This window comes from Nocardioides sp. Root1257, assembly GCF_001425175.1.
In the GTDB taxonomy this organism is placed as follows: domain Bacteria; phylum Actinomycetota; class Actinomycetes; order Propionibacteriales; family Nocardioidaceae; genus Nocardioides.
The window spans coordinates 1,248,920-1,266,711 of the sequence record NZ_LMDV01000008.1; the positions used below are offsets into that span (position 1 = coordinate 1,248,920).

Below are 17,792 nucleotides of genomic sequence, written 5' to 3' on the forward strand. Positions count from 1 at the left end.
CGACTCAACGCTCAGGCGTCCTTGGCCTGGGCGGCCAGGGCACGGGCGACGTCGGCCCGGCCCTCGTTGACGTAGCGGACGGCGCCCTTCGGGGCGTCGGTGCTCGCCAGCCAGGCGTCGACGCGCTCGAGCAGCTCGGGGGAGCCGATCGCCTTCGGGAAGGCGAACTCCAGCACGACGGAGCCCTTGTGGAAGCCGAGGGTGTCGATGACGGTGTCGGCGGCCTCGAGGTACTGCTCGAGGAACGGCTGGACCACGTCGTCCTGCCCGTAGCGGAAGATCGAGAACACCATCTCCCGGCAGGTCTCGTTGGGCGTCCCCGGGTCGAGGATCGCCCGCCAGCCCTCGGCCTTGGCCTCGGGGGTGGGCTGGGCGACGCGCGCGGCGGCCGCCTTCTCCTTGCCCGCGATCGTCTTGTCGCGCTCGAGCTCCGCCTCGATCAGGGCCTCGCCCGACCGGCCGGCCGCGGCGAGGGCGGTGACGAGGACCCAGCGCAGGTCCTGGTCGACCGCGAGGCCCTCCACGGACCAGCTGCCGTCGAGCAGACCCTCGAGGTCGGCGAACGCCTGCTCGCCGTGCGAGATGGCGGCGTACGACCGTGCGAACGTCAGCTGGTGGTCGCTGCCGGGCTCGGCGGCGAGCAGCAGCTCGCGCAGGCCGGACTCCCACTCGTCGCGCAGCGCGGCCCGGTGCTCCGGGGCGCTGTAGGCGTTGACCGCGAGGGCGGCGTACGTCGGGATCCGGGTGACGCCCCACGCGTCCGTCTCGGCGCCGATGTTGGCGAGCACGAGGTGGACGAAGTCGGTCGCGGACATCTCGGCGTCGCGCGTCATGTCCCAGGCGGCGCTCCACACGAGGGCCCGCGCGAGCGAGTCGTCGAGCTTCGAGAGCCCCGACGTGACGGTCGCGAGCGAGCGCTCGTCGAGCCGGATCTTGGCGAACGCGTGGTCGTTGTCGTTGAGCAGCAGCAGGTCGGGCTGCTGCTTGCCGGCGAGCTCCGGGATCACGGTCTCGGCGCCCTCGACGTCGACCTCGACGTACTCGCGGCGCACCAGCCGGCCGTCGACGTCGTCGTACAGGCCGATGCCGAGGCGGTGCCGGCGCAGGGTGGGCTGCTCGGGAGCGGCGGTCTGCACGATGCGGAACGCGTCGTAGGTGCCGTCGGCGCCGAGCTCGAAGGACGGGGTCAGCGTGTTGACGCCCGCGGTCTGGAGCCACTCCTGGGCCCAGCCCTGCAGCTCGCGGCCGGACGCCTTCTCGAGCGCGACCAGCAGGTCGGCGAAGGTGGCGTTGCCGAACTCGTGGTCCTTGAAGTACTGGCGCAGGCCGGCGAGGAACGGGTCCAGCCCGACCCACGCGACGAGCTGCTTGAGCACCGACGCGCCCTTGGCGTAGGTGATCATGTCGAAGTTGACCTCGACGGCGTGCAGGTCGACGTTGTCGGCCGCGATCGGGTGCGTGCTCGGCAGCTGGTCGGCCCGGTAGCCCGTCTGCTTGCGCGCGTTGGTGAAGCCGGTCCAGGCGTCGGTGTACTCCGTGGCCTCGGCCTCGCACCAGTAGCAGGCCCACTCGGCGAACGACTCGTTGAGCCACAGGTCGTCCCACCACTGCATGGTGACGAGGTCGCCGAACCACATGTGCGCCATCTCGTGGGTGATGACGGAGGCGCGGAACTCGTAGAACGAGCGCGGCTGGCGGCTGCGGGGGAGGTACTCGTCGCGCAGCGTCACGCAGCCGGCGTTCTCCATCGCGCCCATGTTGTACTCCGGCACGTAGAGCTGGTCGTACTTGCCGAAGGGGTACGGGTAGTCGAACTGCTCCTCGAAGAACGCGAAGCTCTGCTGGGTCAGCTCGACGAGCACGTCGACGTCGAGGTGCTCCACGAGGGACTGGCGGCAGTAGTGGCCGAGCGGGATGTCGCCGTGCTTGCCGTGGTAGACGTGCTGGACCTCGTGGTACTCACCGGCGACGATCGCCGTGATGTACGTCGACATCGGCTTGGTCGGGGCGAAGCTCCACACCGCCTTGCCGCTCTCGCCGGCCTCGTCGAGGGGCTCCGGCTCGGGCGAGGGGGAGTTGGAGACGACCTTCCAGTGGTCGAAGGCCGTCACGGTGAAGGTGAACGGCGCCTTCAGGTCGGGCTGCTCGAAGGTGGTGAACACGCGGCGGGCGTCCGGCACCTCGAACTGCGAGTAGAGGTAGACGCGGTCGTCGACCGGGTCGACGAAGCGGTGCAGTCCCTCGCCCGTGTGGGAGTAGGTGCAGTCGGCGCGGACGACGAGCTCGTTCTCCGCCTGCAGGCCGGGGAGCGTGATCCGGCTGTCGGCGTACGCCGTGGCCGGGTCGAGCGACTCGCCGTTGAGGGTGATCTCGTGGACGATCGCGTCCACGAGGTCGGCGAAGGTCTCGGCACCGGGCTCGGTCGCGGTGAACCGGATCGTGGTGGTTGAGCCGAAGGTCTTGTCGCCGGTCGTGAGATCCAGGTCGATGGAGTACGACGTGACGTCCAGGAGGGCGGCGCGGGTGGCGGCCTCGTCCCTGGTGAGGTTGGTTCCAGGCATGCCGAGCATCCTGCCACTCGGCGCCACGCCGCGGAAAAGCGCCGGGGAATAGTCGGGCGGCCGCGGGGTTTGCACCAGGTATGACCACGACTGCGTCGAAGACGAACGCCGACTTCTGGTTCGACCCCGCCTGCCCCTTCGCCTGGATCACCTCGCGCTGGATCCTCGAGGTCGAGAAGGTCCGCGACATCTCGGTGACCTGGCACATCATGAGCCTGGCCTTCCTCAACGAGGACAGGGACATCCCGGACGAGTACCGGGAGTTCCTCAAGACGGCCTGGCAGCCGGTGCGCGTCGTCCAGGCGGCCAAGGAGAAGTACGGCCAGGAGGCGCTCCTGCCGCTCTACACCGCGCTCGGCACCCGCATCCACGTCCAGAAGCAGGACAAGGACCGCGCCATGATCGAGGCCGCCCTCGAGGAGGCGGGGCTCGACGTCTCGCTGGCCGACGCGATGGACGACTCGTCGTACGACGACGCGATCCGCGAGTCGCACCGCCGCGGCATGGACCAGGTCGGCAACGAGGTCGGCACGCCGACGATCGCCTTCGAGGGGCACGCGTTCTTCGGCCCGGTGATCAGCAAGTCGCCGAAGGGCGAGGACGCCGGCGAGATGTGGGACGCCTTCATCACGCTCTCGAAGTTCGACCACTTCTACGAGCTGAAGCGCAGCCGCACCGAGGACCTCGACTTCAGCTAGACGTCGCCGCCGTGGCGGCCGCCGTCGAGGCGGCCACCGCGGCGATGGCCGCCGTCGAGGCGGCGATGGCGTCGCGCACGGCCTTGGCCGCCCACGCACCCTCACTGACCTGCTTGGCGCGCTTGCGCACGTCGCGCGACGACATCCCCTCGTGGTCGACCACCTTGTGGGCCTTGTCGATCGCGGACAGCAGGGCGACGAGGGCGCCCGTGCGCTGGTCCGGCTCGGCCCCGCCGACCAGGCTGGCCGTGAGCGCGCGGCGTACCTGCTCCTCGTGGGTCGAGTCGACCGCGGGCCAGCGGGTGCGCGGGAACAGGCCGAGCACCTTGTCCTCGCGCCGCTCGAGGATGCCCCGCTCGACCAGCCGGTCGGCGAGCTGCTCCTTGGCGCCCTTGCCCAGGCGCTCGACGAGGTCCTGGGCGCCGCGTTCCCTCGCGGCGACGACGTCGTACGCCGTCCTGAGGATCGGGTCCTCGGGTGTGTTCCCGGGCACCGCCCGGACCTTGGCGGAGCGCCACACCGACGTCTTCTCCTCGACCTCGGCGGCACCCGAGAGGGCGAGCTCGATCAGGAGCGCGCCACCGAGCGCGGGCTGCGGGTACGACGTCCCGGTGAGCTTGCCGCTGGCGTCGTCGAGCAGCAGCAGGAGCAGGTCCTCCGAGATCAGGGTCACCATGGGCCGACGGTAGCCAGTCCCGGAAGAACCCACTAGCGCGTCGTCCCTAGGATCACCTCATGAGCAAAGTTCTGTCCGCTGTCGCCTGGCCGTACGCGAACGGCCCACGCCACATCGGCCACGTGGCCGGTTTCGGCGTGCCCTCCGACGTCTTCAGTCGGTACATGCGGATGGCGGGCCACGACGTGCTCATGGTCTCCGGGTCCGACGAGCACGGGACGCCGATCCTGATCGCGGCGGGGGAGGCCGGGGTGACGCCCCAGGAGCTCGCCGACCGCAACCACCGGATCATCGCCGAGGACCTCGCCTCGCTCGGCCTGACCTATGACCTCTACACCCGCACCTCGGCGCGCAACCACCACGCGGTCGTGCAGGAGCTCTTCCTCGGTGTCTACGAGAACGGCTACTTCGTCGAGCAGACGACGTACGGCGCAATCTCGCCTGCCACCGGCCGCACCCTGCCGGACCGCTACATCGAGGGCACCTGCCCGATCTGCGGGTACGACGGCGCGCGCGGTGACCAGTGCGACAACTGCGGCAACCAGCTCGACCCGCAGGACCTGATCAACCCGGTGTCGAAGATCGATGGGCAGCCGCCGGAGTTCATCGAGACCCAGCACTTCTTCCTCGACCTGCCGGCGCTGGCCGACGCGCTGGGGGAGTGGCTCGACGAGCGTGCCGCCTCGGAGACGTGGCGCCCGAACGTCATCCGCTTCAGCCAGAACATCCTCAAGGAGATCCGCCCGCGGGCCATGACCCGCGACATCGACTGGGGCATCGCGATCCCGCTCGACGGCTGGCGCGAGAACCCGACCAAGAAGTTCTACGTCTGGTTCGACGCGGTCATCGGCTACCTGTCCGCGTCGATCGAGTGGGCGCGCCGCACGGGCGAGCCGGAGCGCTGGCGCGAGTGGTGGAACGACCCCGAGGCCCTGTCCTACTACTTCATGGGCAAGGACAACATCACCTTCCACAGCCAGATCTGGCCCGCCGAGCTGCTCGCCTACTCCGGCAAGGGCGACAAGGGCGGGAGCCCGCGCGAGCTCGGCGTGCTCAACCTGCCGACCGAGGTCGTGAGCAGCGAGTTCCTGACCATGGAGGGCAAGAAGTTCTCCTCCTCCAAGCGCGTCGTCATCTACGTGCGCGACCTGCTGAGCCGCTACCAGCCCGACGCGTTCCGCTACTTCGTCGCGGCCGCCGGTCCGGAGAACCAGGACTCCGACTTCACCTGGTCGGAGTTCGTACGGCGCACCAACGACGAGCTGGTCGCCGGGTGGGGCAACCTCGTCAACCGCACGGCCACGCTGATCGCCAAGAACTTCGGCGAGCTCCCGAAGGCCGGCGAGCTGAGCGCCGAGGACCAGACGATCCTCGACACCGTGGACGCCGCCTTCGGCGTCGTCGGCGACCTCATCGGGCGGCACCGCCAGAAGCAGGCGATCACGGAGGCGATGCGGACGGTCGCCGAGGTCAACAAGTACGTGTCGGACTCGGAGCCCTGGAAGATCAAGGACGACCCCGAGCGGCTCGGGACCGTCCTGGCCGTGATGGCCCAGTGCGTCGCCGACCTCAACCTGATCCTCAGCCCGTTCCTGCCGTTCGCGGCCAACGAGGTCGACAAGGCCCTCGGCGGCGCGGGCGACATCGCCCCGATGCCGCGCATCGAGGAGGCCGAGGACCTCGACGGCGGCGCGCCGTACCCGATCATCACCGGCGACTACACCGGTGTGCCGGCCTGGGAGCGCAAGCCGCTGGTCCCGGGGACGCCGGTCGCGAAGCCGACGCCGATCTTCACCAAGCTGGACCCGTCGATCGTGGACGAGGAGCTCGGCCGGCTGGCGGCCGAGTGAGCACGGTCGCCCTGCTCGGGGAGGACCGCGGCCACCGCAGCCACCAGGAGCTCAACGCGCTGCGCCCGATGCTGGACGTCGACACGGTCTGGGTGCCGAGCGACTCCGGCTTCGCCATCGAGGAGTACGACGGGGTCTGGCTGGTGCCGGGCTCGCCGTACGCCGACGACGCCGCGGTGCTGCGTGCGCTGACCGTGGTCCGCGAGCGCGGCATCCCGTTCCTCGGCTCCTGCGGAGGCATGCAGTACGCCGTGGTCGAGTTCGTCCGCAGCGTGCTGGGTGAGGCCGCCACCCACGCGGAGTCCGACGGCGAGGGCGACGACAACGTGGTGACGGCGCTCGCGTGCAGCCTGTACGGCGAGGAGCGCGTGGTGACCCCGGTCGCCGGCACCCGCTTCGCGGCCTGGGTCGACGAGCCGTTCACCGGCATGCACTTCTGCAGCTATGCGCCGACCGCCGAGGTCGTCGACCGCCTGGTCGCCGCGGGGGTCGTCGTCGGCGCGACCGCCGACGACGCCGGCGCGGAGGTGCTGGAGTTCCCCGACCACCCGTTCTACGTCGCCAGCATGTTCCAGCCCCACATCGGCGCCCTCGCCGGTGCGCCGGTGCACCCGCTGGTGCAGGCCTTCACCGACGCCGTACGGCAGGGTGCTGGGCATGCGTGAGGGAGAGCCCAGCCGGACCGCCTTCGGGGCGGCGACGTACCGCGCCGTCCACCAGGACGTCGACGGTGGCCGGATCTTCCGGGACCCCCTCGCCTGGCGGATCCTGGGCCTCGACCGCGAGGCGACGCTCGCCGAGCCGGAGGCGACCGCGCGGCCCCGGCTGCGCGTCTTCATCGCCGCCCGGCACCGCTTCGCCGAGGACTCCCTGGCCGCCGCCGTCGAGCGCGGCACCGCGCAGGTCGTCGTGCTGGGGGCCGGCCTCGACACCTTCGCCTACCGCAACCCGTTCGCGGGCACGCGGGTCTTCGAGGTCGACTTCCCAGCGACCGGCGCGTGGAAGCGCGAGCGGCTCGCGGACGCCGGCATCGAGGTGCCGGAGAACGTCGCGTACGTCGGCGTCGACTTCGAGACCGACGACCTGGTCGCGCGGCTCGCGGAGGCCGGTTTCGACGACTCCGCGCCGGCGTTCTTCCTCTGGCTCGGGGTCGTGCCCTACCTGTCCGAGGAGGCCGTGACCGCGACGCTCCGGGCCATCGCCTCGGTGCCCGGCGGCGAGGTCGTCCTCGACTACACGAACCCGGCCCACCAGCTCCGTCTCACCGCCCAGGGAGACCGAGCCGACCTGATCGCGCGGGTCGCCGAGGTGGGCGAGCCGCTGTCCGACGGGCTCGAGACCGAGGCACTGCACGCGCTGCTCGCCGAGCTCGGCTTCACGGAGGTCGAGGACCTCGACCGACCCCAGATCCGCGAGCGGTTCCTGGGGCGCCCCGGGGGCACCGAGACCGGCGGCGCGCACCTGCTCCGGGCGCGCGCCTGACGGTACTGTCGCGGCCATGAGCCCGGCGTTCCTGGTGACGGCACTCGTCATCGTCGCGACCCCCGGCACCGGCGCGCTCTACACGATCGGGGCCGGGCTGGCCCGCGGGACCCGGGCGAGCGTCCTCGCGGCGTTCGCGTGCACCCTCGGCATCGTCCCGCACCTGCTCGCCGCCGTCACCGGCCTCGCGGCCGTCCTGCACGCCAGCGGCGTCGCCTTCCAGACGATCAAGTACCTGGGCGTGGCCTACCTGCTGTGGATGGCGTGGTCGACGTGGCGCGACACCGGCGCCCTGAGCGTCGACACCGACGCCGGCCCGGCGAGCCGTCGCCAGGTGATCGCGTCCGGGATCACGCTCAACCTGCTCAACCCCAAGCTGACGATCTTCTTCTTCGCGTTCCTGCCGCAGTTCGTCCCGGCCGGCTCGCCGCACCAGCTCGCGCGCATGCTGCTGCTCAGCGCCGTCTTCATGGCGATGACGTTCGTCGTGTTCGCGGCGTACGGCGCCGGCGCGGCGGCCCTCCGCGACCGGGTGCTCAGCCGCCCGCGGCTGGTGCGCCGGATCCGGCAGGCGTTCGCGGCGTCGTTCGTCGCGCTCAGCGCCCGCCTGGCGGTGGAGAGCCGGTAGCGCTCAGCTGTCGCGCACCCTGCCGCGCAGCGACTTCGTCTCGCCGCGCTGCTTCTTGGCCTCGAGCCGGCGCTCCTTGGAGCCGCGGGTGGGTCGGGTGGCGCGCCGGGTCGGCGGCGGGGGTGCGAGCGCCGTGCGCACCTGCTCGGCCAGGCGCTCGCGCGCGGCGACCCGGTTGCGGTGCTGGGAACGGTGCTCGGTCGCGACGACCCGGATGACGGGCGCGGGCAGTCGGGACAGGAGCCGGGAGCGCTGGGTGTCGGTGAGCGCCGTGGACGTCGCGGCGTCCCACTCGAGCTCGACCCGGCTGTCGGTGGTGTTGACCGACTGACCGCCCGGTCCGGGGGAGCGGCTGAACCGCTCGACCAGCTCGCCGGCCGTGATCACCAGCCCCTCGGGCACCCCCGGTCCGGCGGGGACGCGGACGTCCATCACTCGGCCTCGGTCGCGAGGGTGGCGATCGCGGGGACCTGGGCGAGGGCGTTGACGACGACGGAGAAGACCAGCAGCACCGCAGCCCAGACCGGGTGTCCGGCGTCCCACAGCGCGAGCGAGGCGAGGCCGAAGACCACGACCTTCACCACCGGCCGGCGCAGGCGACCGCCGTACTGCGCCTTCGGCGAGGCGAAGAGGTACCACGCGGCCATCGCGACCAGCGGCAGCAGCCACACCCACAGCCAGCGCGGGTCCTGCTGCCAGCCCCAGACCCCGAACGCGGCGACGGCGAGCAGCTCGTCGACGAAGACGAGCGTCAGCACCAGCCACCCGAAGCCCACCATGTCGCTACCCGACCACGCTCAGCCGCGGCGGCGCCACTCGATTGCCGGGCAGGTGTCCATGACCATCGGGACGCCGGCGGCGGTCGTGCGCTCGAAGGCGTCCTCGTCGACCACGCCGAGCTGGAACCAGACCCCGCGCGCCCCGACCGCGACCGCTTGGTCGGCGAACTCGCCGGCCGCCTCGGAGCGACGGAACACGTCGACGACGTCGACGGGGAAGGGGATGTCGGCCAGCGTCGCGTAGCCCTGCTCACCGAGCACGGTCGGGGCCGACGGGTGGACCGGGACGATCCGCTTTCCCCGCCGTTGGAGGAGCGCCGCGATCTCGTACGCCGTACGGCTCGGGTCGCCGGAGAGACCGACCACCGCCCAGGTCTGGCAGTCATCGAGCATGAGGTCGACCGCCGCGTGCTCCTGCCAGTGCGCCCCGGATCGATCCATGCCCTGAGCGTAGGCCGGAGCCCCGAACCTGAGGAAATGATCTGTTTCCGGGGGGTTCTGCTGTTCCTGGTCGCCGTGCGGGTTAGTGTGACCGCCGTCTCTGCTACCGCCTGGTAGTGAAGTCCTAGTTGCTCGGGAGGGAGCACTTTCATGAATCTTCGTCACCTCACCGCCCGTACCGCGATCGCCGGTGTCGCCACCGCGCTGGCCGCCGGTGCCCTCGTCGGTGTCAGCGCCACGGCCGCCAACGCGGTCGACAACACCTCGAGCTACGACTGCACGGCCTTCGGCGCGTCCCAGGGCACGTTCACGCTCAAGATCAGCACGCCGGTCATCCCCGCGACCGCGACCGCGGGCCAGAGCTTCCCGGCCGGCCTGCTCAACCTGGACGCCCTCGTCACGATCCCGTCGTCGACCGCGACGACGCTGGGTGGCGCCGGTGTCAACGGCGGCCGCATCGACGACTACGCCGGTTCGCTCGGCACCACGACGCTGGCGGCCCCGCTGGTCTTCGGCGCGCCGACCCCGCAGAGCGACGGCAGCGCGACGATGGCGGGCACCGGCTCCGTCGGCGCGTTCACCCTGCCCAAGGCCGGCACCGACAAGGTGCAGCTCCCGAAGAGCTTCACGTTCACGCCGACCACGGCCAGCGGCGACCTCACCGTCGGCGGCACCCCGGTCCTCGTGTCGTGCACCAGCGCGGCGCCGGGCGACCTCGGCACCGTCAAGGTCACCAAGGGCACCGGCACCATCACGCCGAAGGCCAAGAAGGTCAAGAAGGGCTACGCCGTGACGGTCGCGGTCACCCGCTCCGACTCGAAGATCAAGCCGACCGGCAAGGTCACCGCGAAGTACGGCTCGAAGAAGGTCACCAAGGCCCTCAAGAAGGGCAAGGCCGTCCTCACGCTGCCGAAGGCCGCCAAGGGCAAGAAGGTCACGATCACCTACTCGGGCGACGGCTACGTCAAGGCCGGCAAGGCTGTGATCAAGAAGCTCAAGTGACCATCGGTCGCTAGCACGTCGGACGCCCGGCCGGGTTCTGCCCCGGCCGGGCGTCCGCCATTTCACGCCGGTGGCCCGGGCGTGAGGGGTCGGTTACCTACCCGTAGATTTGGCCCCATGAGCTCCGACTTCCCGATGTTCGCCCTCTCCGAGGAGCACCAGGCCGTCCGCGAGGCCGTCCGCGCGATCTGCGACGCCAAGGTCGCCCCGCATGCCGCCGACGTCGACGAGAACGCCCGCTACCCCCAGGAGGCGGCCGACGCCCTCCTGGCCGCGGACTTCCACGCGCCGCACGTGCCGGAGGAGTACGGCGGGGCCGGGGCCGACGCCCTGGCGACCGTGATCGTCATCGAGGAGGTCGCCCGGGCCTGTGCGAGCAGCAGCCTGATCCCGGCGGTCAACAAGCTCGGCTCTCTGCCCGTGCAGCTCTCCGGCTCCGAGGAGCTCAAGAAGCACTACCTCGGCAAGCTCGCCGCCGGCGAGGGCGGCTTCTCGTACTGCCTCTCCGAGCCCGACGCCGGCTCCGACGCTGCCGGCATGAAGACCCGCGCCGTGCGCGACGGCGACCACTTCGTGCTCAACGGCGTGAAGCGCTGGATCACCAACGCCGGCGTCTCGGAGTACTACACCGTGATGGCGGTGACCGACCCCGAGAAGCGGAGCAAGGGCATCTCGGCGTTCGTCGTCGAGAAGTCCGACGAGGGCGTCTCCTTCGGCGCCCCCGAGAAGAAGCTCGGCATCAAGGGCAGCCCCACCCGCGAGGTCTACCTCGACAACGTCCGGATCCCTGCCGACCGGATGATCGGCGCCGAGGGCACCGGCTTCGAGACCGCGATGCGCACCCTCGACCACACCCGCGTCACGATCGCCGCGCAGGCCGTCGGCATCGCCCAGGGCGCGCTCGACTACGCGCTGGGCTACGCCCAGGAGCGCAAGCAGTTCGGCAAGCCGATCAGCGACTTCCAGGGACTCCAGTTCCTGCTCGCCGACATGGGCATGAAGGTCGAGGCCGCCCGCCAGATGACGTACGCCGCCGCCGGCAAGTCCGAGCGTGGCGACAAGGACCTCACCTTCTTCGGCGCCTCGGCCAAGTGCTTCGCCTCCGACGTCGCGATGCAGGTGACCACCGACGCCGTCCAGGTGCTCGGCGGCTACGGCTTCACCCGCGACTACCCGGTCGAGCGGATGATGCGCGACGCCAAGATCACCCAGATCTACGAGGGCACCAACCAGGTGCAGCGCATCGTCATCGGCCGCCAGCTGCTGGCCGGGGTCCAGAGCAACATCTGAGGTGGGTACGGTCGCGGCCATGGGCGAGACGATCGAGATCCAGGCAGCAGACGGAGTCGCCGAGGCGTACCTGACCGGTGATGCGGGCAGGCCCGGGGTCCTCTTCTACGTCGACGCGATCGGGCTGCGGCCGCGGATCGAGGAGATGGCCGACCGGATCGCGTCATGGGGCTACGTCGTGCTGGCACCGCACGTCTTCTACCGCGACGGCCGCGCCGCGGAGCTGGCGCCGCAGGACGACCTGCGCGACGCCGGTGCGCGCGAGGCCTTCTTCGGTGGTGGCGTGATGGACCGGGTCGGCGGCCTGACGCCCGACAAGTCCGGTCCCGATGCCGAGGCGTGGGTGGGCGCGCTCGAGCAGCACGCCGGGCCCGGCCCGATCGGGGTCACCGGCTACTGCATGGGTGCACGGCTCGCGGTCCGCACCGCCGGGCAGCTCCCGGGCCGGGTCGCCGCCGTGGGCGGCTTCCACGGCGGCCGCCTGGTGACCGACGCCGAGGACAGCCCGCACCTGGCGATCGCGCCGTCGACCGCGGCGTACGTCTTCGGCCACGCCGACCAGGACTCCTCGATGCCGGTCGAGCAGGTCGAGGCGCTCGGGCAGGCACTCACGGCCGCCGGCCGCGAGCACGTCAACGAGATCTACGCGGGCGCCGGCCACGGCTACTCGATGTCCGACACGTCGGTCTACGACGAGGCCGCCACCGAGCGCCACTTCGCCGCACTCGAGGACCTGTTCGCGCGCACGCTCTGAGACACCCCCTTGCGCAATGTCTGATTGTCCGACAACCTGCCGAGAACCGTAATCCTGTTGAAACAACGGGCCGTTACGGTCATCGCGCGGCCGGAAGCGCCGCATCAGCCGTCTCGGGCTGACGCAGGGGATCACGGATGAATCTCAGCACCACCCACTCGAGCTCGCGCGGTTTCGGACGGTACGTCGTGAGGGGGCTGGCGCTGGCACTCGCCGCGGGCACCCTCGCGGTGACGCAGGTGGCCGCACCGGCCTTCGCCGCCGACCCCGTCGCCGGGGCGCAGACCGCCGGCGACTCGCTCTTCCCCAACCAGGGCAACGGCGGCTACGACGTGTCGCACTACGACATCAACTTCCGGGTCGACGTGGCGATCGCGACGACGCACAACGGTCCCTCGACCACCAACCTGCCGAATGCGACCGCGACCATCGACGCGACCACGACGGGCGCTCCGCTCTCGTCGTACTCGTTCGACTTCCAAGGCACGTCGACCACCCTCGCCGCCTCGACGCTCAACGTGGACTCGGTGACCGTCAACGGCGTCCCGGCGACGTTCGAGCGCATCGAGAACACGACGATCCCCGACGCGACGACCGACAAGCACAAGCTGGTCATCACGCCGGCGTCGCCGGTGAGCGGCGAGTTCACCACGGTGGTCAAGTACTCCGGCCAGCCAGTCGTCCACCGCGATACCGACAACTCCATCGAGGGCTGGAACAACACCGTCGACGGCGCCACGTTCGTCAACCAGCCGGTCGGCTCGATGACCCTGTTCCCGAACAACGACACTCCGCGGGACAAGGCCACCTACACCTGGACGGTCAACGCACCGACGACCCTGAGCACGTCCAACATCGCCGTCGGGGGCGACCGGACCTACCAAGCCGGCGTCGTCAGCAACGGCGAACTCCTGTCCCGAACCCCGAGCGACGACGGCACCCGGACGACCTGGGTCTGGGACCAGAAGGAGCAGCAGGCCAGCGAGCTCTCGTTCTTCTCGGTCGGCCGCTACGACATCTACACCTCGGACATCGTCCTGGCCAGCGGCCGCACCATCCCGGAGTGGACGTTCATCGATCCGGCCCTCTCCCAAGCCAACCAGGCCACGACGCTGGGCACGCGCGCCCAGCTGAAGGCGCTGTTGGACTTCTACGAGACCAAGTACGGACCCTACCCGGGCAACAGCACCGGCCTGGTCACTGACAACACGACCGGTATCAACTACGCCCTGGAGACCCAGGATCGCCCGTTCTTCCCGAGCAGCGCGAGCCGTGGCACGACCTACCACGAGATCATGCACCAGTGGTGGGGCGACGCGGTCGCCCCGACCGACTGGAACGACATCACCCTCAACGAGGGCCCGGCCCAGTACTCCGAGTTCCAGTTCCCCTACGAGAGCGCCGGCTCCTCGACCACCACGACCGAGCAGCAGAACTTCGCGCTGTACACCTCACGGTCTGCCACGAGCGGCACCTTCGCGGTCGCACCGGCGGCGATGACCGACGCCGGCGACCTCTTCGGCCAGCAGGTCTACGAGAAGGGTTCCTTCACCCTCGAGGCCCTTCGTACCGCGATCGGTGCCGCCGACTTCGAGACCCTGATGCGCCAGTACCAGCAGACCTACGGCGGCGGCCAGATCTCCGGGCGTCGCACGGCGGCCTTCGAGGCCATGGCGGAGAGCATCTCGGGTCGGGACCTGAGCTCGTTCTTCCAGACCTGGTGGTTCACCAGCGGCAAGCCGGCCTGGCCCGTCAAGTTCAACCTCGACCTCGCCGGCCCGACCACGCAGGTGAATGCCGGCGACGCGGTGACCTACACCCTGAGCGCCCGCAACACCGGCAAGGTCGCGATGCCGGCCTCCGGAACCGTCATCACGGTCGACCTCGCCGACGTCCTCGACGATGCCTCGATCGGCACCCTGCCGGCCGGGACGACGCTCGACGGCACCACCCTGACCTGGACCGTCCCGGCGACCGCACTGTCGGCCACGTCCAGCGTCGCGATCCCCGTCACGGTCAACTCCGCGACGACGGGCAACACGCTCAAGGCCGTCGCCCGGGCCAGCACCCTCGGCGGCACCTGCCTCGACTGCGCACCCAGCGTCACCGTCGGAACCGCTCCGATCTCGCCAGCTCCGGTCCCGACCATCACCGGCGGCACGCCGACGGTCGGGGCCCCGCTCACCGCCGACACCACCGGCTGGGCCGACGGCACCGCCTTCGCCTACCAGTGGTTCGTCGACGGCACCCCGGTGCCTGGTGCCACCAGTGCGTCCTACACCCCCACCTTCGACGCCGTCGGCCTCGCCGCCACCGTCAAGGTGACCGGCACCCAGGCCGGCTTCAACAGCACGTCCACGACCAGCGCCGCCACCGGCGCGATCGGTCGGGCCACGATGGCCACCTCCACGCCGACCATCGTGGGCACCCCCCAGGCCGGCCAGCCGCTGACCGTCTCGACCGGCACCTGGACGCCCGGCACCGTGTTCACCTACGCGTGGCGCAACAACGGGACCGCGATCACCGGAGCGACCGGCCCGGTCTACTACCCGACCGCGGGCCAGGTGGTCTCCGTGACCGTGACCGGCACCCGGTCCGGATTCACCACCGCGAGCTCGACCAGTGCAGCTACCGACGCCGTGCCTGCTGGTCCGGCCCTGGCGCAGACGCCGACCCCCGTGCTCGACGGGACCCCGAAGGTCGGCGCGCCCTTCGAGCCGAGCCTGGGGCTGTGGGACACCGGCACGGTGCTGACGTTCCAGTGGGCCGCCAACGGCACCAACGTCACCGGAGCCGCCGGCACCGGGGCCACCATCACCCCGACCGCTGCGCAGCTCGGCCGCACTCTGACCCTCACGGTCACGGGCACCAAGCCCGGGCTCACACCGGTCGTCCGCGTCACGGCGAGCGGCAGTGCGCCGATCGCGAACGGCACCCAGGTGCTGCAGCCGACGCCGACGATCACCGGCACCCCACGGGCGGGCTCCGCCAGCACCGGTGTCCCCGGCACCTGGGACTCCGGCACGACCCGGACCTACCAGTGGCTCGTGGACGGCACTCCGGTCGACGGTGCGACGACGACGTCGTACACGCCGACGCTGGACCAGATCGGCAAGGCACTGACGTTCCAGGTCACCAGCAAGAAGACGGCGTACGACGACGTCGTCAAGACGAGCGCCCCCAGCACGATCGTCGGGCTCGCCCAGACGCTGACGCCGAAGCCGACGATCACCGGGACGCCGAAGGTGGACGTCGTGCTCGCGGCCGATCCCGGGACGTGGGACGACGGCACGACCCTGGCCTACCAGTGGTTCGCGGACGGTGACGCCGTCGACGGCGCCACGGGGAGCACCTACACCCCGGGTGCGGGCCAGGCCGGCGCGGTCATCACGGTCGCGGTCACCAGCACCAAGGCGGGCTACGAGACGGCGACGAGGACGAGCGACGCGACCGAGGCGGTGGCCAAGGGCGACCTGGCCTCGACCCCGGTGCCGACCATCACGGGTACGCCGAAGGTGGGGGTCGCGCTGACGGCCGCCCCCGGCACCTGGGACGACGGCACGGAGCTGGCCTACCAGTGGTTCGCGGACGACGAGGCCGTCGACGGCGCCACGGGCACGACGTACACCCCGGGCGCCGGCAGGGTCGGCGACGCGATCACCGTCAAGGTGACCGGCACGAAGGCGGGCTACGAGCCGACGACCCGGACCAGCGAGGCGACCGAGGCGGTGGCCAAGGGCGACCTGGCCTCGACCCCGGTGCCGACCATCACGGGTACGCCGAAGGTCGGCGTCCAGCTCACCGCGGTCCCGGGTGACTGGGACAGCGGCTCGGAGCTGGCCTACCAGTGGTTCGCCGACGACCAGGCCGTCGACGGCGCCACCGGCACGACGTACACCCCGGGTCCGGGCAAGCTCGGCGCCGTCATCACCGTCAAGGTGACCGGCACCAAGGCCGGCTACGAGCCGGTGACCAGGACGAGCGCGGCCACCGCGGCCGTGGCCGCCGGTGACCTGACCGCGACGCCGGTGCCGACCATCACCGGGACCCCGAAGGTGGGCGTCCAGCTCACCGCGGTCCCCGGCACCTGGGACAGCGGCACGTCGCTGGCCTACCAGTGGTTCGCCGACGGTCACTCGGTCGCCGACGCCACCGGGTCGACGTACACGCCGAGCGCCAGCTGGCTCGACGCCGTCATCACGGTGCGGGTCACCGGCACGAAGACCGGCTACCAGACGGTGTCGAAGACGAGCGCGGCCACGTCCACGGTCGCCCCGGGCGACCAGACCGCGACCCCCACGCCGACCCTCGGGGGAACGGCCAAGGTCGGGGGGACCATGTCGGCGATCCGCGGTTCGTGGGACGCGGGCGTGATCTTCAGCTACCAGTGGCTGTCCGACGGTGACCCGATCAACGGGGCGACCGACCTCTTCTACCACCCCGTGGCCGACGACCTCGGCGCCGCCATCACCGTCGCGGTGACCGGCACCAAGGCCGGCTACACCACGGTGACGAAGACCAGCGCGCCGTCGGCGGCGGTCGTCGAGGGTGACCTCGAGGACACTCCGGTGCCGACCATCACCGGGACGCCGAAGGTCGGCGTGACGCTGACGGCACACCCGGGCACGTGGGACGACGGAACGGTCCTCACCTACCAGTGGCTCGCCGACGGGGAGCCGGTGGACGGGGCCACGGCGGCGACGTACGCGCCCGCTCCCGGTCGGCTGGGCGACGCGATCTCCGTGACGGTGAGGGGCGCCAAGGCCGGTTACACGACCGTCGCGCGGACCAGCGTGCCGACGGCGGCGGTCGTCGACGGCGACCAGTCCTCGACCCCGACGCCGACCGTCGAGGGCGAGGCCCTGGTCGGCGAGACCCTCACCGCACGTCCGGGCACGTGGGACGACGGTGTGAGCCTCAGCTATGCCTGGTTCTCGGGTGAGGACCTCATCCAGGGCGCGACCGGCGCGACGTACGCCGTCCCGGTCTCGCAGCTCGGGCACCGGCTGCGGGTGGAGGTCACCGGGGCGAGGGCCGGCTACACGCCGGTCACCAGGTCCAGCGGCCTGACCGACGTCGTCGGCCTGGGCGACCAGGTCCTGACGCCGACCCCGACGATCACCGGCACCGCCAAGGTCGGGTCGGTGCTCAAGGCGGGCACGGGCACGTGGGACGACGGGGTCACGTTCTCCTACGAGTGGCTCCGTGGTGGCACCGCGATCCCGGGAGCGACCGGCAGCAGCTACCCGTTGGTGGCCGGCGACCTCGGGGCGCGGATCACCGTGCGGGTCACGGGCTCTGCCGCCGGCTACACGGATGCGAGCGAGGTGAGCCTCCCGACCGCCGCGGTCGCCCGGGGCACACTCGCCAGCCACCCGAAGCCGAGCATCTCGGGCGTGGCGAAGGTCGGTCGCACGCTGACCCTGCGGGCGGTGAGGTGGGAGTCCGGCGTGAAGCTGAGCTACCGGTGGTACGCCGGGAGCAAGGCGATCGCCGGGGCCACGAAGTCCAAGCTGAAGGTCAGCAAGGCGATGGTCGGCAAGCCGCTGCACATCGTCGTGACCGCGACCAAGCCCGGCTACACGACCGTGGTCAGGTCCAGCAGCCCGACCGCCAAGGTGAAGCGCTGAT

The 17,792-nt window shown here is 71.1% G+C and carries 14 protein-coding genes; 9 read left to right on the plus strand and 5 right to left on the minus strand.

The window, feature by feature from the left end; translation table 11 throughout:
• Nucleotides 1-11 precede the first annotated feature (11 nt).
• On the minus strand, nt 12-2,561 hold the full coding sequence (gene pepN, locus ASC77_RS14130; RefSeq protein WP_056154181.1) for an aminopeptidase N: 2,550 nt from the start codon (nt 2,559-2,561) through the stop codon (nt 12-14).
• 80 nt (nt 2,562-2,641) lie between these two features.
• Between pepN and ASC77_RS14135 the strand changes: the two genes are divergently transcribed.
• Nucleotides 2,642-3,259, plus strand: coding sequence for a DsbA family protein (locus ASC77_RS14135; protein WP_056153788.1), 618 nt, complete (start codon nt 2,642-2,644; stop codon nt 3,257-3,259).
• Here ASC77_RS14135 and ASC77_RS14140 read toward each other — a convergent pair.
• Nucleotides 3,252-3,935 (minus strand): GOLPH3/VPS74 family protein, encoded by a 684-nt coding sequence (locus ASC77_RS14140; RefSeq protein WP_056153792.1) that lies wholly within the window; start codon nt 3,933-3,935, stop codon nt 3,252-3,254. The two genes, ASC77_RS14135 and ASC77_RS14140, sit on opposite strands and share 8 nt — an antisense overlap.
• Before the next feature lie 59 nt (nt 3,936-3,994).
• Between ASC77_RS14140 and metG the strand changes: the two genes are divergently transcribed.
• The 4 genes from metG to ASC77_RS14160 are packed head-to-tail and all read left to right on the plus strand — an operon-like array spanning nt 3,995 to nt 7,895.
• Complete coding sequence (gene metG / locus ASC77_RS14145; RefSeq protein WP_056153796.1) at nt 3,995-5,785, plus strand: methionine--tRNA ligase; 1,791 nt, start codon at nt 3,995-3,997, stop codon at nt 5,783-5,785.
• Nucleotides 5,782-6,450 carry a glutamine amidotransferase-related protein gene (locus tag ASC77_RS14150; protein WP_056153799.1) on the plus strand — a complete coding sequence of 223 codons (669 nt, stop codon included), beginning with the start codon at nt 5,782-5,784 and terminating at the stop codon, nt 6,448-6,450. Before metG ends, ASC77_RS14150 begins: the two co-directional genes overlap by 4 nt.
• Nucleotides 6,443-7,267: a class I SAM-dependent methyltransferase gene (locus tag ASC77_RS14155; RefSeq protein WP_056154184.1), complete on the plus strand. Its 825-nt coding sequence runs from the start codon at nt 6,443-6,445 to the stop codon at nt 7,265-7,267. The genes ASC77_RS14150 and ASC77_RS14155 overlap by 8 nt, the downstream gene beginning before the upstream one ends.
• A 16-nt stretch (nt 7,268-7,283) precedes the next feature.
• Nucleotides 7,284-7,895 (plus strand): LysE family translocator, encoded by a 612-nt coding sequence (locus tag ASC77_RS14160; protein WP_056153806.1) that lies wholly within the window; start codon nt 7,284-7,286, stop codon nt 7,893-7,895.
• A 3-nt stretch (nt 7,896-7,898) separates the two neighbouring features.
• On the opposite strand, the gene arfB is transcribed toward ASC77_RS14160, so the two are convergent.
• From arfB to ASC77_RS14175, 3 genes are read right to left on the minus strand one after another with little or no spacing between them, the layout of a single operon-like run.
• Nucleotides 7,899-8,327: an alternative ribosome rescue aminoacyl-tRNA hydrolase ArfB gene (gene arfB, locus ASC77_RS14165; RefSeq protein WP_200944980.1), complete on the minus strand. Its 429-nt coding sequence runs from the start codon at nt 8,325-8,327 to the stop codon at nt 7,899-7,901.
• Nucleotides 8,327-8,674 carry a YrdB family protein gene (locus tag ASC77_RS14170; RefSeq protein WP_056153808.1) on the minus strand — a complete coding sequence of 116 codons (348 nt, stop codon included), beginning with the start codon at nt 8,672-8,674 and terminating at the stop codon, nt 8,327-8,329. The genes arfB and ASC77_RS14170 overlap by 1 nt, the downstream gene beginning before the upstream one ends.
• Nucleotides 8,675-8,692: 18 nt before the next feature.
• Nucleotides 8,693-9,115: a CoA-binding protein gene (locus ASC77_RS14175; protein WP_056153811.1), complete on the minus strand. Its 423-nt coding sequence runs from the start codon at nt 9,113-9,115 to the stop codon at nt 8,693-8,695.
• A 150-nt stretch (nt 9,116-9,265) separates the two neighbouring features.
• Between ASC77_RS14175 and ASC77_RS14180 the strand changes: the two genes are divergently transcribed.
• The 4 genes from ASC77_RS14180 (at nt 9,266) to ASC77_RS14195 (ending at nt 17,791) form a co-directional block, all read left to right on the plus strand.
• A complete protein-coding gene (locus tag ASC77_RS14180) occupies nt 9,266-10,117 on the plus strand; it encodes a hypothetical protein (RefSeq protein WP_056153817.1) in 852 nt (283 codons plus the stop codon).
• 117 nt (nt 10,118-10,234) lie between these two features.
• Nucleotides 10,235-11,407, plus strand: coding sequence for an acyl-CoA dehydrogenase family protein (locus tag ASC77_RS14185; RefSeq protein ID WP_056153821.1), 1,173 nt, complete (start codon nt 10,235-10,237; stop codon nt 11,405-11,407).
• A 19-nt stretch (nt 11,408-11,426) separates the two neighbouring features.
• On the plus strand, nt 11,427-12,161 hold the full coding sequence (locus ASC77_RS14190) for a dienelactone hydrolase family protein (RefSeq protein ID WP_056153825.1): 735 nt from the start codon (nt 11,427-11,429) through the stop codon (nt 12,159-12,161).
• A 137-nt stretch (nt 12,162-12,298) separates the two neighbouring features.
• A complete protein-coding gene (locus ASC77_RS14195; RefSeq protein ID WP_056153828.1) occupies nt 12,299-17,791 on the plus strand; it encodes a M1 family aminopeptidase in 5,493 nt (1,830 codons plus the stop codon).
• The last annotated feature ends 1 nt before the right edge of the window (nt 17,792 follow it).